The organism is Caldimonas brevitalea (genome assembly GCF_001017435.1).
Taxonomy (GTDB): domain Bacteria; phylum Pseudomonadota; class Gammaproteobacteria; order Burkholderiales; family Burkholderiaceae_C; genus Caldimonas; species Caldimonas brevitalea.
In genome coordinates, this window is the sequence record NZ_CP011371.1 from 5,106,573 (window position 1) to 5,128,110 (window position 21,538).

The 21,538-nt window shown below is 66.4% G+C and carries 22 protein-coding genes; 20 read left to right on the plus strand and 2 right to left on the minus strand.

Going from position 1 to position 21,538, the window contains the following annotated elements; translation table 11 throughout:
- The first annotated feature begins 6 nt into the window (after window positions 1-6).
- Together AAW51_RS21465 and AAW51_RS21470 are read left to right on the plus strand one after the other, a co-directional pair.
- Window positions 7-699: an acetyltransferase gene (locus AAW51_RS21465; RefSeq protein WP_238947662.1), complete on the plus strand. Its 693-nt coding sequence runs from the start codon at window positions 7-9 to the stop codon at window positions 697-699.
- Window positions 683-1,417, plus strand: coding sequence for a cephalosporin hydroxylase family protein (locus AAW51_RS21470; protein ID WP_047196236.1), 735 nt, complete (start codon window positions 683-685; stop codon window positions 1,415-1,417). The genes AAW51_RS21465 and AAW51_RS21470 overlap by 17 nt, the downstream gene beginning before the upstream one ends.
- Before the next feature lie 99 nt (window positions 1,418-1,516).
- On the opposite strand, the gene AAW51_RS21475 is transcribed toward AAW51_RS21470, so the two are convergent.
- Entirely contained in the window at window positions 1,517-2,755 is a 1,239-nt protein-coding gene (locus tag AAW51_RS21475; RefSeq protein WP_053013835.1) for a glycosyltransferase family 2 protein, read from the minus strand.
- 367 nt (window positions 2,756-3,122) lie between these two features.
- On the opposite strand from AAW51_RS21475, the gene flhD reads away from it, so the two are divergent.
- The 3 genes from flhD (at window position 3,123) to AAW51_RS21495 (ending at window position 5,980) form a co-directional block, all read left to right on the plus strand.
- Entirely contained in the window at window positions 3,123-3,455 is a 333-nt protein-coding gene (flhD, locus tag AAW51_RS21480; RefSeq protein WP_047198149.1) for a flagellar transcriptional regulator FlhD, read from the plus strand.
- Window positions 3,456-3,525: 70 nt separating this feature from the next.
- Window positions 3,526-4,068 carry a flagellar transcriptional regulator FlhC gene (flhC, locus tag AAW51_RS21485; RefSeq protein WP_047196237.1) on the plus strand — a complete coding sequence of 181 codons (543 nt, stop codon included), beginning with the start codon at window positions 3,526-3,528 and terminating at the stop codon, window positions 4,066-4,068.
- A 758-nt stretch (window positions 4,069-4,826) separates the two neighbouring features.
- A protein-coding gene (locus AAW51_RS21495; protein ID WP_157359999.1) for an IS3 family transposase occupies window positions 4,827-5,980 on the plus strand; the annotation gives its coding sequence in 2 pieces (ribosomal slippage) (window positions 4,827-5,085 and window positions 5,085-5,980; 1,155 coding nt in all).
- Between the two features lie 512 nt (window positions 5,981-6,492).
- On the opposite strand, the gene fliE is transcribed toward AAW51_RS21495, so the two are convergent.
- The gene (fliE, locus tag AAW51_RS21500) at window positions 6,493-6,825 is read right to left on the minus strand and encodes a flagellar hook-basal body complex protein FliE (RefSeq protein ID WP_083438491.1); all 333 of its coding nucleotides are present in this window, start codon (window positions 6,823-6,825) and stop codon (window positions 6,493-6,495) included.
- Between the two features lie 262 nt (window positions 6,826-7,087).
- On the opposite strand from fliE, the gene fliF reads away from it, so the two are divergent.
- The 15 genes from fliF (at window position 7,088) to AAW51_RS21575 (ending at window position 21,271) form a co-directional block, all read left to right on the plus strand.
- Window positions 7,088-8,779, plus strand: a complete 1,692-nt coding sequence (fliF, locus tag AAW51_RS21505) for a flagellar basal-body MS-ring/collar protein FliF (protein WP_157360000.1) — start codon at window positions 7,088-7,090, stop codon at window positions 8,777-8,779.
- Between the two features lie 62 nt (window positions 8,780-8,841).
- Window positions 8,842-9,837, plus strand: a complete 996-nt coding sequence (fliG, locus tag AAW51_RS21510; protein ID WP_047196241.1) for a flagellar motor switch protein FliG — start codon at window positions 8,842-8,844, stop codon at window positions 9,835-9,837.
- Window positions 9,821-10,570, plus strand: coding sequence for a FliH/SctL family protein (locus AAW51_RS21515; protein ID WP_047196242.1), 750 nt, complete (start codon window positions 9,821-9,823; stop codon window positions 10,568-10,570). The genes fliG and AAW51_RS21515 overlap by 17 nt, the downstream gene beginning before the upstream one ends.
- On the plus strand, window positions 10,567-11,982 hold the full coding sequence (gene fliI, locus AAW51_RS21520; RefSeq protein ID WP_047196243.1) for a flagellar protein export ATPase FliI: 1,416 nt from the start codon (window positions 10,567-10,569) through the stop codon (window positions 11,980-11,982). Before AAW51_RS21515 ends, fliI begins: the two co-directional genes overlap by 4 nt.
- A gap of 61 nt (window positions 11,983-12,043) precedes the next feature.
- The gene (fliJ, locus tag AAW51_RS21525) at window positions 12,044-12,544 is read left to right on the plus strand and encodes a flagellar export protein FliJ (RefSeq protein WP_083438492.1); all 501 of its coding nucleotides are present in this window, start codon (window positions 12,044-12,046) and stop codon (window positions 12,542-12,544) included.
- 60 nt (window positions 12,545-12,604) lie between these two features.
- Window positions 12,605-13,852 carry a flagellar hook-length control protein FliK gene (locus AAW51_RS21530; protein ID WP_047196244.1) on the plus strand — a complete coding sequence of 416 codons (1,248 nt, stop codon included), beginning with the start codon at window positions 12,605-12,607 and terminating at the stop codon, window positions 13,850-13,852.
- Between the two features lie 134 nt (window positions 13,853-13,986).
- A complete protein-coding gene (locus AAW51_RS21535; protein ID WP_047196245.1) occupies window positions 13,987-14,604 on the plus strand; it encodes a flagellar basal body-associated FliL family protein in 618 nt (205 codons plus the stop codon).
- 46 nt (window positions 14,605-14,650) lie between these two features.
- Entirely contained in the window at window positions 14,651-15,655 is a 1,005-nt protein-coding gene (fliM, locus tag AAW51_RS21540) for a flagellar motor switch protein FliM (protein WP_047196246.1), read from the plus strand.
- A gap of 7 nt (window positions 15,656-15,662) precedes the next feature.
- Entirely contained in the window at window positions 15,663-16,100 is a 438-nt protein-coding gene (fliN, locus tag AAW51_RS21545) for a flagellar motor switch protein FliN (RefSeq protein WP_047196247.1), read from the plus strand.
- Between the two features lie 195 nt (window positions 16,101-16,295).
- Window positions 16,296-16,652: a FliO/MopB family protein gene (locus tag AAW51_RS21550; protein ID WP_053014049.1), complete on the plus strand. Its 357-nt coding sequence runs from the start codon at window positions 16,296-16,298 to the stop codon at window positions 16,650-16,652.
- Window positions 16,653-16,654: 2 nt separating this feature from the next.
- Window positions 16,655-17,455 carry a flagellar type III secretion system pore protein FliP gene (gene fliP, locus AAW51_RS21555; protein WP_047196248.1) on the plus strand — a complete coding sequence of 267 codons (801 nt, stop codon included), beginning with the start codon at window positions 16,655-16,657 and terminating at the stop codon, window positions 17,453-17,455.
- 56 nt (window positions 17,456-17,511) lie between these two features.
- Window positions 17,512-17,781 carry a flagellar biosynthesis protein FliQ gene (fliQ, locus tag AAW51_RS21560; RefSeq protein ID WP_047196249.1) on the plus strand — a complete coding sequence of 90 codons (270 nt, stop codon included), beginning with the start codon at window positions 17,512-17,514 and terminating at the stop codon, window positions 17,779-17,781.
- A 102-nt stretch (window positions 17,782-17,883) separates the two neighbouring features.
- Window positions 17,884-18,375, plus strand: coding sequence for a hypothetical protein (locus AAW51_RS30170; protein WP_157360001.1), 492 nt, complete (start codon window positions 17,884-17,886; stop codon window positions 18,373-18,375).
- Window positions 18,369-19,130, plus strand: coding sequence for a flagellar biosynthetic protein FliR (gene fliR / locus AAW51_RS21565; RefSeq protein ID WP_047196250.1), 762 nt, complete (start codon window positions 18,369-18,371; stop codon window positions 19,128-19,130). The genes AAW51_RS30170 and fliR overlap by 7 nt, the downstream gene beginning before the upstream one ends.
- 987 nt (window positions 19,131-20,117) lie before the next feature.
- A protein-coding gene (locus AAW51_RS21575; protein ID WP_157359999.1) for an IS3 family transposase occupies window positions 20,118-21,271 on the plus strand; the annotation gives its coding sequence in 2 pieces (ribosomal slippage) (window positions 20,118-20,376 and window positions 20,376-21,271; 1,155 coding nt in all).
- Window positions 21,272-21,538 lie beyond the last annotated feature (267 nt).

Here is a 21,538-nt window from a genome sequence, read left to right on the forward strand (position 1 = left end):
CGAGAGATGATGAAGCAGGACATATTGTTTTGGGGCGCCACCGGCCAGGCCAAGGTGCTCGACGAAGCCTTGCACGGCTCGCCGCTGCGCCTGGTGGCGCTGGTCGACAACCGCCAGGTGCCGCCGCCGCTGCCCGGTGTGCCGGTGCTGCTGGGCGAAGACGGCTTGAAGCAATGGCTCGAGGCACGCGACCCGCGGCTGTCGTTGTGGTTTGCGGTGGCGGTCGGCGGCGGACACGGCGCCGAGCGCATCGCGCTGATGGATCTGCTACTCAACCATGGTTTGCGGGCGGCGACCATCGTGCACCGCACCGCATTCGTCGCCGTCGACGCCTGGATCGGCCAGGGCTGCCAGGTGCTGGCGCAGTCCAGCGTCTGCAGCCATGTGCGGCTGGGACGGGGGGTGATCGTCAACACGGCGGCGTCGGTCGACCACGATTGCCAGCTCGGCGACGGTGTGCACATCGGCCCCGGCGCGCGGCTGGCCGGCGAGGTGACGGTGGGCGACCGGGTGTTCATCGGTACCGGCGCGGTGGTGTTGCCGCGCTTGCGCATCGGCGCGGATGCCGTGGTCGGGGCCGGCGCCGTCGTCACGCGCGACGTGCCGGCGGGGGCCACGGTGGTCGGCTCTCCGGCCCGCCCGATCGCCAGGAAAGCCAGCTCTGAAGAAAGGAAGCCAGGTCATGGACGACCCCATTGAGCAGTTTCGCCAGGAGGTGCAAAGCAACATCGAGGGCCTGAAGCAGGACCGCGACATGCAGGACCTGTCGCGCATCTGGTTGCGCGACACGCTGAAACACCGCTACTCGTACAACTTCAGCTGGATGGGCCGGCCCATCATCCAGTACCCGCAGGACATGATGGCGATGCAGGAGCTGATCTGGTCGGTACAGCCCGACCTGATCATCGAGACCGGCATTGCCCACGGCGGCTCGCTGGTGTACTACGCCTCGCTGCTGGAGTTGATCGGCAAGGGCCGGGTGCTCGGCATCGACATCGAGATCCGCCCGCACAACCGGGCCGCACTCGAAGCCCACCCGATGAAAAAGCGCATCTCGCTGATCGAGGGGTCGAGCATTGCGCCCGACATCGTCGCGCAAGTGAAGCGCGAGGCCGAAGGCGCGCGCAGCGTGATGGTCGTGCTCGACTCCAACCACACGCACGACCATGTGCTGGCCGAGCTGGACGCTTACGCCGGGCTGGTGAGCGTGGGCAGCTATTGCGTGGTGTACGACACGGTGGTCGAGGACCTGCCGCCGGCCTTGTACCCGAACCGTCCCTGGGACGTGGGCAACAACCCGAAGACTGCCGTCTGGGAGTACCTCAAACGCGATCCGCGTTTCGAGATCGACGCCGACCTGCAGGCCAAACTGCTGGTGACCGTCGCGCCGGACGGCTATCTGAAGCGGGTGCGCTGAGGCCGGCCACCGCAAGCGACGGCCGGCGCCTTCGCGCGCCGGCCCTGCAGGCCGCCCCGCGCTTGCGGGCGCTGCCTGCGGGTGGCGGACGTCCGTCCGTCAGCCCGGAAACTTCTGCATCAACTCCGCTTCCGCGACGACCCGCACGTTGGCGGCCTGCAGCGCGTCCGCCGGCACGTCGGGCGTGTAGGCACCCCGCGCCAGCACCAGCGTGTCGCGCAGCTCGCCCAGCTGGGCGCCACGGCCCAGGAAGTGCAATGGCCGCGGCGCGTGCGCCTCGACATACTCGCGCAGCGCCGGTTCGACCTCACCGGCAAAGGCGAGCGCTCCGACGCCGCGGTTGAGTTCGGTGTCGTGCAGCAGGAAGTCCATCGCGGCGCGAGCGCGCAGCGTTTCCATCGGCACCGGCAGCAGCTTCTGGGCGCCCAGGGCGCGCAGGCGCGAGGCCAGGTAATAGGTCTCGACGGCGTTGCGGCCGGCCCGGTGGCGCAGCCGCACCGCGACGGAGATACGTTGGGCGATCAGGTCCTGGATGCGCAGCGAAAAGCCGATACGTTCGGCCTCTCCCATCGCGGCCGTGGTCGCGCAGGCACGCGCGAGGATGTACTCCAGGCCGCCGCGGTAGCGGTCCCAGGCGTACTCGGCCTCCTCGCCGCCCGCCTGCGTACGCTGGGGCGCGTCGGCGAAATAGCGCGTGATCGAGACGTAGAACGGGTCTTTCAGCAGCAGCACGCCGGCGCGTTCGAGAAATTCGGATGCATGCACGAAGGCGTAGAAGGCTTGCTCGTGGATGCGTGGCTTCACCTGGGCCAGCAGTTCGCGGCGGCAGACATAGATCTCGGGGAACACCGCGTGGCGCAGCAAGGCGTCGAGCAGCGCCCGCTGGTCGCCGCGCTCGATGCGCACGTCGCGGTCCTGCCGGTAGAACTGCCCTTTGGGCTCGCCCGAAACCAGGTCGTACAGCATCCACGGCGCATAGGCAATGCCGACGTCGGGGTTTTGCTCGAGACGGGCGATGACGTCGGCGACGCGGTCTCCCAGCACCGCGTCGTCGTCGGCCAGATAGATCAGGTAGGTGCCCCGGGCCTGCGACATCACGTATTGCCAGTTGCCGGGGCCGCCCCGGTTGTCGTCATGGCGGGTGTAGCGGATCGGCAGCCGGTCGCGGAACGACTCGACCACCTCAGGGGTGGTGTCGGTCGAGGCATTGTCCGAGATGAAGACCTCGTACGAATAGGGGAATTCGGCCAACTGGGTCACCAGCATGTCCAGCAGCGATTCGAGATACCGGCTGCGGTTGTAGGTGGGGACGCAGAAGCTGACCAGGGGGCGGTTCATCGGGGCGGGCCTCGGGGAGAGAGAGAAAAAAGTATTGGCGCCGATTATCAAAACCACGGCCTAGCGTGAAGCCCGGATCAGCGTGGTGTTTGCCCCTGAATTGGCGCTCGAAGGTGTTTCGGGGGCTGGGCAGTGGCCGATTCGGCACTCGCCCCGCCGACCTGAGAGAAAAAAGCGGGGTGGTTTTCGCGGTTGTGTAGGAAGTTGCCTGACACGGCTCGTGAGGTGCAGCGACAGGTCGGACAGAAGCAAGCTGATGTTACGAAACCGGGCCGAAGCCCAGAATTCATTCCATCGCAGGCCACAACGTCCTGCACCTCCACGAAGCGATTCGAACAGCAGTAGCAGCAGAGACCAGGAGCAGATGATGACCACCAACGTCGAGCAGATCCTCACCGAGATCCGTGAAGCCAACCTCTCGTACCTGATGCTGGCGCAGAACCTGATCCGCAGCGACCGCGAACAAGCGCTGTTCCGCCTGGGCGTGAGCGAAGACACCGCCGACCTGCTGAGCGTGCTGACGCCGTCGCAGATGATGAAGATCGCCTCGGGCAACACGCTGCTGTGCCGCTTCCGTTTCGACGACGAACTGGTGTGGGGCTTGTTGACCAGCCACGGCAAGAGCAGCGCCGCCAACGACGCCACGTCGCGTCTGCACGCTGCGATCGTGCTGGCCGGGCGCCACCACGAAGCCGCGTGAAGCTTCGCTGACCCGTCCGTCCTCTCCGTCCGCCGTCCCCGCCCCTCGTACTCACTGAAAGCCAGCCCCCATGCGCAGCAAGAGCATCCTGACCGAAGCCAAGCAGATCGACCGTGCCGTCACGCTGATCCAACTGGGTGCTCGTTTGCAGGTGCTGGAGTCGGAGACCGATATGTCCTACGAGCGTCTGCTGCGCTTGTACAAGGAAGTCTCGGGCAAGTCGCCGTCCAAGGGCCAGCTGCCGTTCTCGACCGACTGGTTCATGACCTGGCAGCCGAACATCCATGCTTCGCTGTTCCTGAACATTCACGAATACCTGAACAAGGTGGCCGAGATCGACGAGATCGACACCATCATCAAGGCCTACCGGTTGTACCTGGAGCAGACGCAGGCGCAGGGGCTGGAGCCGCTGTTGTCGGTGACGCGGGCGTGGCGGCTGGTGAAGTTCATCGACAACGGCATGCTGACGATGACCAAGTGTTCCAAGTGCGGCGGCCACTTCGTGACGCATCCGCACGAGATCGCCAAGCACTTCGTGTGCGGCATGTGCAACCCGCCGGCGCGGGCGGGCAAGGGCAAGGCCGCGGGTGGCTTGCACATTCCTCAGCATTGATCTGGATCGATTTCTTCTGAATGAACCGTTTTCCGTTTTTCTCCTAGTCGTGGTTTCCTCCTGAGAGAAGCACAGTCCGCTGTGCCTTGCACGGGCTCCCTTCGGGGAGCCCTTTTTTTTGCTTTTAGGGGTGGGGTCGGGCGCTCTGGCTGGCTGGTTTGCTGGTTTGCGGTGCGTGTTGTCGCCCCTGCGGGGCGAGCGCCCTTGCGGGCGGTGCCGGGAGGTGCGCCCGGCAGCGCACCTACTTTCTTTGCTTCGCCAAAGAAAGTAGGCAAAGAAAGGCGACCCGGGTGCGGCGCCCCTTCGCTGCGCGAAGGGGTCCGCTGCGGTGCTCGCGACGGGAAGGCGGCTGCGGAACTCGCCCTTTTTGAAGAGCGCCTTCGCGCTCTTCAAACGGAGCTCAGACAGTCCTCGCCGACCCCGCGCGTTCCGCGCGGGGCAACCTTCCCGTCGCTCCGCTCCTCGCCGCCGCACACGGGAGCGGGAGAGGCTCGGCTCGCTGCGCATCGCCTCGAAGGCCTGCTCTCCCTGCGGGAGAGTGACGGGAAGGTTGAATGCGGCTGTGTTCAAGCACATGGGTGACATCCGCGCTGGCCTGTCTACGCCCATAGTCCTTGCACATCACTGTTTCTCATGTTCATGACTCACGAGCGGCTGCCCTTGTCCGCCGCCCGCAGAGCAGAGGTCGCGCACGTGTCGTGGTCCAATCTTGATGGACACCTTGATAGGGGATTCACCCCGAAGAGGACCAAACAGAGATGAGCAAGACGACCCGGCGAACCTTCGACGCGGCATTCAAGCTGCAAGTCGTGAAGATGATTCGAGAACAAGGGCTGAGTGTCGGGCAGGTGTGCCGCGACATGAGCCTGGTGGACAGCGCCGTGCGGCGTTGGGTGGCGCAGTATGACGAGGAACAGGCAGGAGGCAGCGGCATCGGCCGGCCGCTGACGCCGGAGCAACAGCGCATACGGCAGTTGGAGGCTGAGCTGCGGCAGGCGCAGTCGGACAACGAACTGCTAAAAAAAGTCTCGGCCTTCTTCGCCCGCGAACTGAAGTGATTCATCAGATCGTGCAGCAGGAGGGGAAGGCCTGCATCAGCCAGCTGTGCCGGCTGCTGGGAATCAGCCGCTCGGGCTTCTACGCGGCGCGCCGCCGCGCAGCCCAAGACGCCGCGGTGTGCCCGGTGGGCGCGTGCGCCAAGGCCGCATTTGAGGCCAGCGGACGCAGCTACGGCAGCCGTCGGCTCAGCGCCGCGCTGAAGGCTCAGGGATGGGCCGTGGGGCGCCAGCGCGCTCGCACGCTAATGCGGCACCACCGACTGCGCCCCCGCTGGCGGCGCAAGTTCGTCCACACCACCGACAGCCGGCACGAGCTGCCGGTTGCAGCCAATGTGCTTGCCCGGCGGTTCAGGCCTGAGGCGCCGGACAGGGCTTGGGCGGGTGACATTACCTACATTCGAACGCGCAGCGGCTGGCTGTATTTAGCCGCGGTGATGGACCTGTTCTCCCGCAAGATCGTAGGCTGGGCCATGGCCGCGGACATGTCTGCTCAGCTGGTCTGTGCGGCCCTGCGTATGGCCATCGCAAGCCGCCAACCTGCGCCGGGCTTGCTCGTGCACACCGACAGAGGCAGCCAATACGCCAGCCAGGTCCATACAGAGTTGCTGGCCCGCCACGGGCTGCTGGGCAGCATGAGCCGCAAAGGCAACTGTTGGGACACCGCCGTCATCGAGCGCTTTTTCCTCAACTTGAAGATGGAGCGCGTCTGGCTACGCGACTACGCGAACCACGCCGAGGCAATGGCTGACATCGCCGACTACATCGTCGGCTTTTACAACTGCGTGCGCTTGCACTCCACGCTCGGCTACCGCTCCCCGGTCGTTCACGAGCAATTGATGGCGGCCACCCTATAAACCACGTTTTTACCTATCGGCGTGTCCGAAAAAACTGGACCACGACAACGTGCCTCTCGCGAATTCTCCGAAGGAGAAGAGCCCTTGGAGGCGATGCGCAGCGAGCCGACGCTCTCCCCCTCCCGTGTGTGGCGTCGAGGAGCGGAGGGGCTGGGAGGTTGCCCCGCGCGCAGCGCGGGGTCGGCGAGGACTGTTTGAGCTCCGTTTGAAGAGCGCGAAGGCGCTCTTCAAAAAGGGCGAGTTCCGCAGCCGCCTCCCAGCCCCGAGCACCGCAGAGCACCCCTCGCGCAGCGAGGGGCGCCACACTCGGGTCGCCTTTCTTTGCCTACTTTCTTTGGCGACGCAAAGAAAGTAGGTGCGCTGCCGGGCGCACATCCCGGCACTCGCCCGCAGGGCGATCGCCCCGAAGGGGCGAATACAACGCCACCCAGCAGCGGAAAGCGGAAAGCGGAAAGCGGAAAGCAGGAAGCAGGAAGCAGGAAGCAGGATTGCAGGGAAAACCGAGAAATCCTTCACACCTGCATATTCATGATGTCCGTATACGCCTGCACCAACCGATTCCTCACATGCAGCGTCGCCTGAAACCCAATCTGCGCCTTCTGCATCGCCACCATCGTCTCTTCCAGCGACACCGTCGGATTGTCCAACTGCACCTGCCGCTGCATCTCCGTGGCATTCCCCTGCGCCTGACTGACTGACTTCAGCGCATTGTTCAGCGCCTGAGAAAAGCCGACCTGCGAGCCTGACGACTCCGCCTTCCCAACACCCCCACGCTGCGACGGCAGCACCACGCCGCTCTTGGCAACGGCTTGCTCGAAGTTGAAGGGTTTGAGGCGGACATCCATGGCGTTGGTTCCAACGAGGAAGAGGGCCAGGGGCGGACGCGCTGCCCCTGTTTGACGTGGTGCCATCTTAGGCCTCGGGCCCGCCCCGCAATGCCGGGAACTGGCGCCCCTTTGCGGCCTTCTTCCAACCATAGCAACCCCCTCCTCCTCCGAATAATCGCTTCCCAAGACCTGATGGGGCAAGGCCCTGCCCACCCCACACAGGACGTGAAGAATTGCCGGAATCCTTGCCGTGGACAACGCCGTCGCCCTGCAGCCGAACATGACCCCCGCCGCCCTGCCCGGCGCCCCCGCCCCTGAAGGGGCGGCGGCGCCGTCCAGCTTTGCGGGACGCGTCGCGGCCCTGCCGATGAAAAGCAAGATCGCGGCGGGTGTGGGCATCGCCTCGCTGCTCGCGATCATCGTCGCGCTGTCGCTGTGGTCGAACAAGCCCGACTACAAAGTGCTCTACACCAACCTGTCGGACAAGGACGGCGGCGCCATCATCAGCCAGCTGTCGCAGATGAACGTGCCCTACCAGCACGCCGACGGCGGCGCGGCCCTCCTGGTGCCGGCCGACAAGGTGCACGACGTGCGCCTGAAACTCGCGTCGCAAGGCCTGCCCAAGGGCTCCACCGTCGGCTTCGAGCTGATGGACAACGCCCGCTTCGGCATCACCCAGTTCCAGGAACGCCTGACCTTCCAGCGCGGCCTCGAAGGCGAACTGACCCGCTCGATCGGTGCCATGGCCGCTGTGCAGAGCGCCCGCGTGCACCTGGCACTGCCCAACCAGAACGGCTTCTTCCGGGAACAGCAAAAACCGTCGGCCTCGGTGATGCTGACGCTCTACCCAGGCCGCACCCTCGACCGCGCCCAACTCGCCGGTATCGTCCACCTGGTCTCGTCCAGCGTGCCCGAGCTGTCGCCCAAGGCTGTCAGCGTGATCGACCAGAGCGGCGCGCTGCTGACCGAATCCGCCGACGGCATGGGCGGCCAGAGCCTGGACGCGAAACAGCTGCAGTACGTCACGCAGATCGAGTCGTCCTACACCCGCCGCATCATGGACCTGCTGGAGCCGGTGGTGGGCCGCGACAACCTGCGCGCCCAGGTCACCGCCGAAATCGACTTCTCGCAAAGCGAATCGACCTCCGAACAGTTCCGCCCCAACCAGGGCAACGAGCCGGCCGCGGTGCGCAGCCAGCAAACCTCCGAATCGAACCAGCCCAACGCGGCCATGCCCACCGGCGTGCCGGGCGCCACCACCAACCAGCCGCCGGTGCCGGCGACGGCGCCGATCAACGGCACCGCACAACAGCTCCAAGCCGCGGGCAATGTCGCGCCAGGCGGGCCGTCGAACACCAAGCGCGACGCTGTCACCAACTACGAAGTCGACAAGACCGTGCGGGTGACGCGCAACGCCACCGGCTCGATCAAGCGCGTCAATGCCGCGGTGGTGATCAACCACCGCACCAGCACCAACGCCAAAGGCAAGACCACCACCGAACCGCTGTCGGAAGAAGAACTGCAAAAACTGACGACGCTGGTGCAGGAGACCGTGGGCTACAACCAGGAGCGCGGCGACTCGGTCAAAGTGGTGAACGCGCCGTTCCAGGTCGAGAAAGTCGACGAGCAGAACCTGCCGTTGTGGAAAGACCCGCAAACGCTGGAACTGCTGCGCGCCGCCGCCATCCCGGGCTCCCTGGTGCTGCTGGCGCTGGTGATCGTGTTCGGCGTGATCCGCCCCGCGCTGAAGGCCGTGGCCCCGCCCGCGCCGGAGCCCAAGAAGCTCGACACCGTCATCGCCGACGCCGAAGTGCTGCCCGCCCTGCCCGACGGCGCCCAGCCGGGCGTGCCGATGCTTGCTACGCCCATGGCCAGCGAGCGGCTCGACTCGGCCCGCCAGCTGGCGCGCGACAACCCGGCGGCGGTCGCCAACATCGTTCGCAACTGGGTCAGCAAGGAAGGCACGGCGTGACCGCGCGCCCGACCGCTCCGACGACCCACCAGTAGCCCCTTACTTCGAGTACCACGACCACCATGGATGAAGCCGGCCTGCAGGACGCCGCAATCCTCTTGATGTCCCTCGGCGAGGAAGAAGCCGCCGAGGTCTTCAAGCACCTGCTCCCGAAGGAAGTGCAGCGTCTGGGCGAGACCATCGCCAAGATGAAGGTGATCTCGCGCGAGCGCGTCGACGAGGTGTTGAACCGCTTCGGCGACGACGCAGCCGACCAGAGCATGCTGGTCAGCGACACCGACGAGTACGTGAAAGCCGTGCTGCGCAAGGCGCTGGGCGAGGACAAGGCCAACCTGCTGATCGACCGCATCTTGCAGGGCAGTGACGTCACCGGCATCGAGAGCCTGAAGTGGATGGACGGCAGCTCGGTGGCCGAACTGCTGCGCAACGAACATCCGCAGATCGTCGCCGCCATCCTGGTGCACCTGGATTTCGACCAAAGCTCGCAGGTGCTGCGCTGCTTCACCGAACGCCAGCGCAACGAGGTGATGATCCGCATCGCCACGCTCGACGGCATCCAGCCGTCGGCGCTGAAAGATCTGAACGAAGTGCTGTCCAAGGTGCTGGCGGGCGGCGACAAGCTGCGCAAGGCGTCGCTGGGTGGAGCCAAGACCGCGGCCGAAATCATCAACATGATGGGTTCGGCGGTCGAAAGCTCGGTGCTCGACTACATCCGCCAGAGCGACGGCGACCTGGCGCAGAAGATCATGGACAACATGTTCACCTTCGACGACCTGATGAAGGTGGACGACCGCGGCGTGCAGCTGATGCTCAAGGAAGTGCAGACCGAGTCGCTGGTCATCGCGCTCAAGGGCGCGGCGCCCGAGCTGCGCGAAAAAGTGTTCGCCAACATGTCCACCCGTGCGGCTGAAACGCTGCGCGAAGACCTCGAGTCGCGCGGTCCGGTGCGGTTGTCCGAAGTCGAAGCCGAACAGAAGGAAATGCTGAAGATCGTCCGCCGCCTGGCGGACGAAGGTCAGATCGTGTTGGGAACCGGCGGCGATGACAGCTTCGTTTAAAGGCCACGCGCAGCGGCCGCTGCAGAGCCGCTTCATCCCGCGCGAAGAACTGCATTCGTTCTCGGCCTGGACGCTCGGCTCGCTCTCAGAAGGCGAAAGCGGCCCGGTGCCGCCCGCGCCGCCCGCACCGCCGGAGCAGCCTGCCGCGCCGGCCGAACCCGCCCCGCCGACGCCGGAGGAGATCCAGGCGCAGATGCACGAAGCGCGCCAGTCGGGCTACAAGGACGGCTACCGCGACGGCCTGTCGGCGCTCGAGAACTTCAAGCAAAGCTACGCGGCGCAGATCACCGCCCAGGTGGGCCAGATCGCGGCTGCCTTCCAGGCCCAGCTCGACGGTATCGAACAGCAGCTCGCGCTGTCGCTCGCCCAGCTGGCCACCGACATCGCGCGCCAGGTCGTGCGCACCGAGCTGTCCACCCAGCCGCAGTTGGTGGAAGCGGTGGCGCAAGAAGCGCTCAGCACGCTGGTGCATTCGGCGCGGCATGTGCGCGTGCTGGTGAACCCGGACGACCACCAGATGCTGACCGAACGCGGCCAGCTCGACCTGGAGTCGCGCAACGCCCGGCTGATGCCCGACGCGGCGATCACCCCTGGCGGCTGTGTCGTCGAATCCGACGTCGGCGTGGTCGATGCGTCGGTGGAGGCGCGCTGGCGCAACGTCGCGGCAGCGCTCGGCCAGCACAGCGAATGGAACGACGAAGCGGCCGGCGCCGACGCAGGAGCCGCGTCATGACGACCACGTCAGTCCCGGCCAAGCTGCAGGCCTGGCAGCAGTACCTCAACGATTTGCGCGCCTTCGCCAACGCGCCGCTCGCCCTGGAAACCCAGGGCACGCTGGTCAAGGTGGCCGGCCTGGTGCTCGAAGCCGCGGGCATCCGCGTGCCGGTCGGCTCGGTGTGCGAGGTGCGCATGGAAGGCCAGCCGCCCGTGCAGGCCGAAGTGGTCGGCTTCGCCGGCGACCGCGCCTACCTGATGCCCACCGGCGAGGTGCACGGCCTGGCCAGCGGCGCCCGCGTGGTGCCGATGTCCAGCCCGATCCAGCCGCCCAAGCTCGGCCAGGCCAGCCACCCGTGGCGGCGCAGCGAAGACCGCAGCCTGCACCTGCCGATGGGCGACGGCCTGCTCGGTCGGGTGGTCGATTCGCACGGCCGGCCGATGGACCGGCGCGGCCCCTTGCAAACGGTGCACAACGAGCCGCTGGTGCGCCGGCCCATCAATGCGATGGACCGGGACCCGGTGCGGCTGCCGCTGGACACCGGCGTGCGGGCGATCAACTCGATGCTCACCGTCGGCCGTGGCCAGCGCATCGGCTTGTTCGCCGGCTCCGGCGTCGGCAAGTCGGTGCTGCTGGGCATGATGGCGCGCTACACGCAGGCTGACGTCATCGTGGTGGGTCTGATCGGCGAACGCGGCCGTGAAGTCAAGGAGTTCATCGAGGACATCCTCGGTGCCGAAGGCCTGGCACGTTCGGTCGTGGTGGCCGCGCCGGCCGATGCGCCGCCGCTGACGCGCATGCAAGGCGCGAGCTATGCCACCGCGATCGCCGAGCATTTCCGCGACCGCGGCCAGCATGTGCTGCTGTTGATGGACTCGCTGACCCGCTACGCCATGGCCCAGCGCGAGATCGCGCTGGCGATCGGCGAGCCGCCCGCGACCAAAGGTTATCCGCCCAGCTGTTTCGCCAAGCTGCCGCAGCTCGTCGAGCGCAGCGGCAACGGCCTCAACGGCGTCGGCTCGATCACGGCCTTCTACACCGTGCTCAGCGAAGGCGACGACCAGCAGGACCCGATCGCGGACGCGGCACGCGCCATCCTCGACGGCCACATCGTGCTGACGCGCGAGTTGGCGGAAAGCGGCCACTACCCCGCGATCGACGTCGAGAAGTCGGCCTCGCGGGTGATGCACAACGTCGCGTCGCACGACCACCTCGACGCCGCGCGCCGCTTCCGCCAGATGTACGCCCGCTACAACCGCAGCCGCGACCTGCTGCAGATCGGCGCCTATGCGCCCGGACAGGACCCCGAGCTGGACGCCGCCGTGCGCGCCTTCCCGGCCATGCGCGCGCTGCTGCAGCAGGACATGCACCACGGTGCCACGCTGAAGGACAGCGTGGCGCAGATGAAAGCCACGGTGGGCCTCGGCTGACGACGAGTGCCGCTGACAACAACCCACAACACCCTCACCGAGCCCCCTGCTAGGAGCCCCCATGAGCCGTCACCACGCCCTCGCCCTCGCCCTCGAACACGCGGAGAAACAGCGCGACGAAGCCGTCTCGACCTGCCAGCGGGCCGCCGCCCAGCTGGAAAACGCCGAACGGCAGGCCACCCAGCTGGAAGACTACCGGCGCGAGTACCAACAACGCTGGGGTGAACAGTTCAAGCGCCAGGGCACGATGGACATCCTGCGCTGCTATCAGGACTTCGTCGGCCGCATCAACCAGGCCATCGAGCAACAGCAAGGCGCGGTCGAACAAGGTCGCCGGCAGGTCGAGTGGGCCCGCGGCGTGTTGGCCGAGCGCGAGATGCGCGTCGCGTCGATCCGAAAGCTGATCGAGCGGCGCGTCGCCGAGCAGGCGATGACCCAGCAGCGGCGCGACCAGAAGGCCACCGACGAGCAGGCCGCCCGCGTGGCGTGGAGCCAGCGCAGCGGCAGCGGCAGCGGTAGCGGTAGCGACGCGGGCACGCCCTCCGGCCTGGCGCTGGCCTGATCGATCGACCGACCGAACGCCGCTCTCGACGCCCCCTCCACCTGACAAAACCCCGACCCCATGCTCTTCACCACGCACCTGTTGAGCCCCATGCCCGGCAGCAGCAACAGCACCGCTCCCGCTCTGGGCGCCGGTGCAGGTGGTCCGGCTGGGCGCGGCGCGGCTGCGCCGACCGCCGGCTTCTCCAACCTGTTGCAGCAGGCACGCGAACAAAACCAGCAGCAAACCGAGCGCGCGCGCAGCACCGCCCAGGCGGAAGCCAAGGCGGCCGCGTCCAACCGGTCGACGCCACCGGCCGCCGCCGCTGCGCAACGCCCCGCGCTGCCGGGCGCCGCCGGCGAGCCGGACAGCCTGACGAACATGAGCGAAGCGGCCACGCCCGCTCCCCGCGAAGGCGAGCCGGCGGCCAGCGGTGGCGCCGAGCGCTCGGAGGCGTCGGAGGCGGCGCGCGACACGCGCGAGACCGAGCACGCGCCGTCAGGGACCGACCTGAGCGGTCTGGGATGGGTGCCGCCCGAGCCGAAGGCAGGCGCAGGCGAGTTGACTGAAAACCTCGCCGGTGAGGCCGCGCTCGACGGGGCCTCCGCCGAACTCGGCAAGGCCGCCGACCGCGCGACGCTCGACAAGGCGACGGCCGCGTTGGAAGCCGACGCACCGACGCAAGGCGCCGTGGAGAGCGAGGAGCAGCCGGCGTTCCAGGCCCAACTGGACGCGCAACTCGAGACCCAGGGGCTCGGCGGCGACGCCAGCGGAACAGCCGAAGTGACCGCGCCTGCCGCGAACCTCCAGACCGCCACGCTGCTGCCCGGCCAGCTGGCCACCACCAGCCTGTCCAACCCGGTGGCCACGCCGTCGGCCGAGGCGCAGGCGAGTGTCGCGGTGCCGGTCCAGTCGCCCGAGTTCCCCGAGGCCTTGGCCAACCAGATCAGCTACCTGGTGCGCGACGGTGTGCAGCAGGCCAAGCTGATGCTGAACCCGGTCGAGATGGGCCCCGTGACGGTGCAGATCGCGCTGCAGGGACAGCAGGCCCAGGTCGACTTCGCCGCCAGCCAGGCGAGCACGCGTGCGGCGCTCGAGGCCAGCCTGGCCCAGCTGGCCGCGTCGCTGCAAAGCGCCGGCTTCACGCTGACCGGCGGCGGTGTCTCGCAGCAGCACCAGCCGTCGGCGCAATCGGACAGCCACAACGGGCAGCAACCGTCGGACGGCCGCACCGGCACGGGTGCAACGGCTGGCGTCGCCGAGCCCGGTGCGCGCGCCGCCACCGCCCCCCGGCGCGCCGCGCAGGGGCGCCTCGACCTCTACGCCTGATGCCGCCCACGGGCGCGCCGCGCCGGCCGTCGATTAGCCCGCCTTTCGGCCGCTTATCGGGGCTTCCGCGGCGCGCGCAACTCGAATAATCGCTTTCATCCTTTGTTTGTTGTCGCCTCGCCTCAGGAACCGCCATGTCCGCCGCCGCCGCATCTGCTGACGCTCCCGCCAAGAAGAGCCCGAAAAAGCTGATCCTCGGCATCGTCGCCGTCCTGGTCGTGCTCCTGCTCGCCGGCGCGGCCGCGCTGGTGCTGTTGAAGAAACCCGCCGAGTCCGACGAGGAAGGCGCAGAGGAGGAAGAGGTCGCGGCGGTCGAACATGAAGCCGGCAAAGGCAAGAAGGGCGCGAAGGCCGGCCCGCCGGTGTTTTTGCCGCTCGACCCCTTCACCGTCAACCTGGCCGACAAGGACGCCGAACGTTATGCCCAGGTGGGCATCACGCTGGAAGTCGACACACCCGAGATGGCCGAGCAGCTCAAGGGCTACATGCCCGCGATCCGCAACAACGTGCTGATGGTGCTGGCGCACAAGACCTCGGTCGAGCTGCTCGAGCGCGCCGGCAAGGAAAAGCTGGCGGCCGAGATCATGCGCGAGTCGGTCCGGCCGATGGGCATCGAGATTCCCGACCCGGACCAAGCAGCCGCAGAAGAAGAGGAAGAGGCGCCGAAGAGCAGCAAGAAAAAGAAGAAAAAGAAGAAGGCACCCTACAACCCGGTGCACCAAGTGCATTTCTCGAACTTCATCATCCAGTGAAGCCGGCGTCTTTGCGTCTGTTCGTTCTTCGCCCGAAGGCAGCACGATGAATCAACAAATCCTCTCGCAAGACGAAGTCGATGCCCTGCTACAGGGCATCACCGGCGAAAGCCAGAAGCTCGAGCAGGAAGAGGTCCAGGTCGGTGGCATCCGCGATTACGACATCGCGAGCCAGGAGCGCATCGTCCGCGGTCGCATGCCGACCATGGAGATCATCAACGAGCGCTTCGCCCGCAACATCCGGATCGGCTTGTTCAACCTGATGCGCAAGAGCCCCGAGGTCTCGGTGGGCCCGATCAAGGTGCAGAAATACAGCGCCTTCTTGCGTGAGATCGTCGTGCCGACCAACTTCAACATCGTCTCGGTGCGGCCGCTGCGCGGCTCCGGCCTGATCGTCTGCGACCCGACGCTGGTGTTCGCGGTGATCGATTCGCTGTTCGGCGGCACGGGCAAGTTCCACACCCGCATCGAAGGGCGTGACTTTTCACCGACCGAGCAGCGCATCATCAACCGGCTGGTCGACGTGATCCGCGACGAATACAAGAAGGCCTGGACCGGCATCTACCCGCTCGAGCTCGACTACCAGCGCTCCGAGATGCAGCCGCAGTTCGCCAACGTGGCGACGCCCAGCGAGATCGTCGTGACGACGTCGTTCACGCTCGAGATCGCTGAAAGCTCGGGCACCATTCATTTCTGCATCCCGTACGCGACGATGGAGCCGATCCGGGATGTGCTGTATTCCACGATCCAGGGCGACTCGGTCGGCGCGGACCGCCGCTGGGTCAAGCTGCTGACGCACCAGATCCAGGCGGCCGAGGTCGAGCTGGTGGCGGAGCTGGCCCACGCCCCCGCCACCGTCGAGGAGTTGCTGGCGTTCAAGCCCGGCGACTTCATCGAGCTCGACCTGGCGCAGGTGATCCAGGCCAAGGTCGACAGCGTGCCCGTGTTCGACTGCCACTACGGCACCTCGAACGGCAAATACGCCGTCAAGATCGATCAAATGTTGACCGGCCACGATTTCGGCTGGTTGGGAGAATCTCATGGCAGTTGATCCGCAAATGGCAGCCTCCGAAGAACAGGACGCGATGGCCGCCGAATGGGAGGCGGCGCTGGCGCAGCAGACCAGCTCCTCTTCGTCGACGGCATCGCAAGTGGTGGACGCCGAGCCCGAGCACGTGGCGCCGGCGTCGTTCACCAACTTCTCGCCGACCGGGCCCACCTCGGCCGGCAACGACATCAACATGATCCTGGACATCCCGGTGCAGCTCACCGTGGAGCTGGGACGCACCCGGATTCCCATCAAGCACATCCTGCAGCTGGCCCAGGGTTCGGTGATCGAACTCGACGCGCTCGCCGGCGAGCCGATGGACGTGCTGGTGAATGGCTATTTGATCGCGCAGGGTGAGGTGGTGGTGGTGAACGACAAGTTCGGCATACGCCTGACCGACATCGTGACGCCGTCAGAGCGCATGCGTCGGCTGAGCCGCGGCATGTGACGGGTTGCACAGGCGGCCGCAGGAGCGGCGCCGAACGACAAGACTAGGGGCCAATTGGCCCCTTTGTTCTTGGGTTTCCGGCGGCAGCGTTTGCCCACAATCTTTCCCGTGGCGGTGGTGTTGTTTGCGACCGTCACGCACCCACCCGCCCGCCCTGTCTTCAAGCTTTGCGTCGCCCACGAGCCGCCCGCCATCATGCCGTCTGCCGGAATGTCTGCCCTGTGGTTTTTCTTCATCATCGCGATGATCCCGGCCGCCCTGTGGCTGCTCAAGCGTTCGCAGGCCGCCGGCCTCGGCGCGCTCGGCCAGGCCCAGCAGGCCACGCGCGTGGTCTCGATCACCGGCTTGGGCCCCAACCAGCGTCTGGTCACGGTCGAGGTCGGCCAGGGTGACGAGCGCCAGTGGTTGGTGCTCGGCGTCACGGCCCAGTCGATCACGGCGCTGCACACGCTGGCCGCCCAGGAACTGCCGCCGGCCCAGCCGTTGACGATGCCCAAGCTGCCGGCATCGTTCGCGGCCCTGCTGAACAAGGCCAAGAAGGGAGGCCAGTGAACATGGCCCGCTTCGACTTCTCTTGGCGTCAGGCGGGCTTGTTCGTCGCCGGCGCCGGCGTGGCCCTGCTGGCGACGCTGCCCGAGATGGCCGCCGCGCAACAGCAGATGGCGGTGCAGCCGACGGCGCCCGCCTCGCTGCCGCTGCTGGTCGGCCAGGGTGCCGGGGGCAACAGCTACTCGGTGCCGATCCAGACGCTGCTGTTCTTCACCGCGCTGAGCTTCATCCCCGCGGTGTTGCTGCTGATGACCGGCTTCACGCGCATCGTGATCGTGCTGTCGCTGCTGCGCCAGGCGATGGGCACGCAGGCCGCGCCGCCCAACCAGGTGATCATCGGTCTGTCGCTGTTCCTGACGTTTTTCGTGATGAGCCCGGCCATCGATCGGGTGTATGCCGAGGCCTACAAGCCCTATACCGAGCAACAGATCGGCTTCGAGGAAGCCATCTCGCGTGCCCAGGTGCCGATGCGGCAGTTCATGCTGAAGCAGACCCGCGAGTCGGACTTCGCGCTGTTTGCCAAGCTGGCCCGGCTCGACACTTCGGTGAAGGCCGAGACGGCGCCGTTTCGTGTGATCGTGCCGGCCTTCGTGACCAGCGAGCTGAAAAGCGCCTTCCAGATCGGCTTCATGATTTTCATTCCGTTCCTGATCATCGACATGATCGTCGCCAGCGTGCTGATGAGCCTGGGCATGATGATGTTGTCGCCGGTGCTGGTGGCGCTGCCGTTCAAGCTGATGCTGTTCGTGCTGGCCGACGGCTGGAATTTGCTGCTGGGTTCGCTGGCCGCGAGTTTCGCCACCTGATCGATCGATCGTCCGCCCCTGAATTCTCTGCAGAAAGAAGTTCGCCAGGAACCGTCATGAACGCACAAGAAGTCTTCTCCTTCGGGCAACAGGGCATGTATTTGCTGCTGACGCTGTCCGCCCCGGTGTTGTTGACCGTGTTGGCGGTCGGCCTGGTGGTCAGCATCATCCAGGCGGCCACCCAGATCAACGAACAGACCCTCGCCTTCGTGCCGAAGATGGTGGCGGCGGTGGCGGTGCTGGTGATCGCCGGCCCCTGGATGCTGACGACGCTGGTCGAGTACATCCAACGGACCATCACGTCGATTCCGTCGATGGTGCTGTGACACCGGTGCCGGAACGACCGCCGACGCCGCCAGCCCTCTAGCCAACTTCTTGTCGCCCAACAGCCGTTCGCGTGAGCCTCTTCCATGAACCGGCAGCTTTCCTTGTTCACCGCCGCCCCTGGTCGCCCCCTGCTGGGTGAGCGCCGGGCGCAGCCCCGACCCGTAGCCGCCATTCCGGTCGTGTCGCCGTCGCCGGCAGGGCGGTTGCCCGGCAGCAGCAGCATCATCGGCGCCAGCAGCCACCACCACCACAGCAGCCTTCGCAGTCCACGCGAGCCGGTGCAGCTGTGCCTGGTGTTCGACGCCACGCCGGCCGCGCAGCGTCTGCTGGCGGGTGCAACCGGCCCTAATAAAAGCCAGCGTGAGGCCCATGCGGCACGCGTGGCGGCTGCGCGGCGGCCGGCGGCCCTCGCCGGGACGTCGTTGTCTTCCTCCTCATCACCCACGCCAATAACACCAACACCACCGGATTTCGGCCGCGTCGTGCCGCATTGGCTGCTGCTGGCGAACAACAGCAACGGTGATCCGGCCGTTGCGTCGTCGGGTGCTACCTCCGCCTTCGGCGGTTTCTCGGAAGGGCAGCAGGCGTGCTGAGTGTCACCGAAGCCCAGTTGATGGCCTGGGTGACACCGATCTTGTGGCCGTTCTTGCGCACGCTGGCGCTGTTCGCCAGCGCACCGATCTTGTCGATGCGGTCGGTGCCGGTGCGCGTCAAGGTGGGTCTGGCCTTTTTCGTCGCGGTGGCGTCGCAGGTGTCGATGCCCGAGTCGCCGGCCATCTCGCTGAATTCCGCCGACCTGTTTGGGGCGGTGGTGCAGCAGGTGCTGATCGGGGTGACGATCGGTTTTGCCGTGCGCATCGTGTTCGCCGGCATCGAGTTTGCGGGTGAGCTGATCGGCCTGCAGATGGGTTTGGGTTTTGCCTCGTTCTTCGACCCCACCTCGGGTGGGCAGAGCAATGCGGTGAGCCGCATTTTCGGCGCGACGGTGTCGCTGCTGTTCATCGTGATCAACGGGCATCTGGTGCTGATCTCGGCGGTGATCCAAAGCTTTCACGCGTTTCCGGTGTCGGCGCATCCGATGGCGTTCGTGCATGCCATCCAGGTGCACACCTGGGGGGCCGAGATCTTCAAGCTGGGGCTTTGGATCGCGCTGCCGATCGTGGCGATGTTGTTGTTCGTCAATCTGGTGCTGGGGGTGATCTCCCGGGTTGCGCAGCAGATGAACATCTTTTCGATCGGGTTTCCGATCACGTTGTCGGTGGGGCTGGTGGGGGTGGTGGTGACGCTGCCGATGCTGGAGCAGCCGTTCACGTTTGCGCTGGAGCGGATGCTCACTCACTTTCAGTGAGGGGCTGCTCTGGGTGGCGCTGCTCTGGGTGGCGCTGCTCTGGGTGGCGCTGCTCTGGGTGGCGCTGCTCTGGGTGGCGCTGCTCTGGGTGGCGCTGCTCTATTCGCCCCTTCGGGGCGATCGCCCTGTGGGCGAGTGCCGGGATGTGCGCCCGGCGGCGCAGTACCTTTTCTTTGCTTGCCCAAAGAAAAGGTACCAAAAGAAAGGGCACCCTAATCCTCGCCCCCGGCTGCGCCGGGGGTGCCTTGCGCTGCTCGGGGCGGGCGGGAAGGGCCTCAAACTCGCCCTGCGGGCTCAGACAGTCGGCCCTTCTTTTTCCGCCCACCCCTGCGCTGCTCAGTTCGTCATAAGGGGACCCGTTCACCAGTCAAACGACCCACTCCCCCACCCTCTCCCCAAGGGAGAGGGGGTAAACCAGTGGGGTTTCGGCGTTGACCTGAGGATCGGCGCGCGGCGCACTTCGCTGTGCTCGTGCTCGTGCTCGGACTCGGACTCGGACTCGGACCGCCATCGTGATCGGCGGGGCTAGCCCCTCACCTAGCTTCCCCGCTGCTTGATGCCGGGCTTCAGCCACCGATAAACCCCGCCCGCACGAGTCCCCGGCGATCCTCTTCCGCAGGAAGAGGCAGCCTTTCCAGGCGATGCGTAGCAAGCCGTGCCTCTCCCCCTCCCGTGTGCGGCGTCGAGGAGCGCAGCGACGGGAAGGTTGCCCCGCGCGCAGCGCGGGGTCGGCGAGGACTGTCTGAGCTCCGTTTGAAGAGCGCGTAGGCGCTCTTCAAAAAGGGCGAGTTCCGCAGCCGCCTTCCCGTCGCGAGCACCGCAGAGCACCCCTTCGCGCAGCGAAGGGGCGCCGCACTCGGGTCGCCTTTCTTTGCCTACTTTCTTTGGCGACGCAAAGAAGGTAGGTGCGCTGCCGGGCGCACTGTCGTGGTCCAATCTTGATGGACACCTTGATAGGGGATTCACCCCGAAGAGGACCAAACAGAGATGAGCAAGACGACCCGGCGAACCTTCGACGCGGCATTCAAGCTGCAAGTCGTGAAGATGATTCGAGAACAAGGGCTGAGTGTCGGGCAGGTGTGCCGCGACATGAGCCTGGTGGACAGCGCCGTGCGGCGTTGGGTGGCGCAGTATGACGAGGAACAGGCAGGAGGCAGCGGCATCGGCCGGCCGCTGACGCCGGAGCAACAGCGCATACGGCAGTTGGAGGCTGAGCTGCGGCAGGCGCAGTCGGACAACGAACTGCTAAAAAAAGTCTCGGCCTTCTTCGCCCGCGAACTGAAGTGATTCATCAGATCGTGCAGCAGGAGGGGAAGGCCTGCATCAGCCAGCTGTGCCGGCTGCTGGGAATCAGCCGCTCGGGCTTCTACGCGGCGCGCCGCCGCGCAGCCCAAGACGCCGCGGTGTGCCCGGTGGGCGCGTGCGCCAAGGCCGCATTTGAGGCCAGCGGACGCAGCTACGGCAGCCGTCGGCTCAGCGCCGCGCTGAAGGCTCAGGGATGGGCCGTGGGGCGCCAGCGCGCTCGCACGCTAATGCGGCACCACCGACTGCGCCCCCGCTGGCGGCGCAAGTTCGTCCACACCACCGACAGCCGGCACGAGCTGCCGGTTGCAGCCAATGTGCTTGCCCGGCGGTTCAGGCCTGAGGCGCCGGACAGGGCTTGGGCGGGTGACATTACCTACATTCGAACGCGCAGCGGCTGGCTGTATTTAGCCGCGGTGATGGACCTGTTCTCCCGCAAGATCGTAGGCTGGGCCATGGCCGCGGACATGTCTGCTCAGCTGGTCTGTGCGGCCCTGCGTATGGCCATCGCAAGCCGCCAACCTGCGCCGGGCTTGCTCGTGCACACCGACAGAGGCAGCCAATACGCCAGCCAGGTCCATACAGAGTTGCTGGCCCGCCACGGGCTGCTGGGCAGCATGAGCCGCAAAGGCAACTGTTGGGACACCGCCGTCATCGAGCGCTTTTTCCTCAACTTGAAGATGGAGCGCGTCTGGCTACGCGACTACGCGAACCACGCCGAGGCAATGGCTGACATCGCCGACTACATCGTCGGCTTTTACAACTGCGTGCGCTTGCACTCCACGCTCGGCTACCGCTCCCCGGTCGTTCACGAGCAATTGATGGCGGCCACCCTATAAACCACGTTTTTACCTATCGGCGTGTCCGAAAAAACTGGACCACGACACACATCCCGGCACCGCCCGCAGGGCGCTCGCCCCGCAGGGGCGACAAACACCTCACCCAGCCGAGCCAACAGCCACCCGGCCGCAGCCATCACCCAGCTGCAGAAGAACAGCCAATCACCGGCAAAGCCTCACCCGACACCCCCACCAGAGGCGTCCTACTCATCGAATCCCGCCAGCCACCCGCGTCAAAGCCCCAACATTCAGCCCACGCTCAGCCCG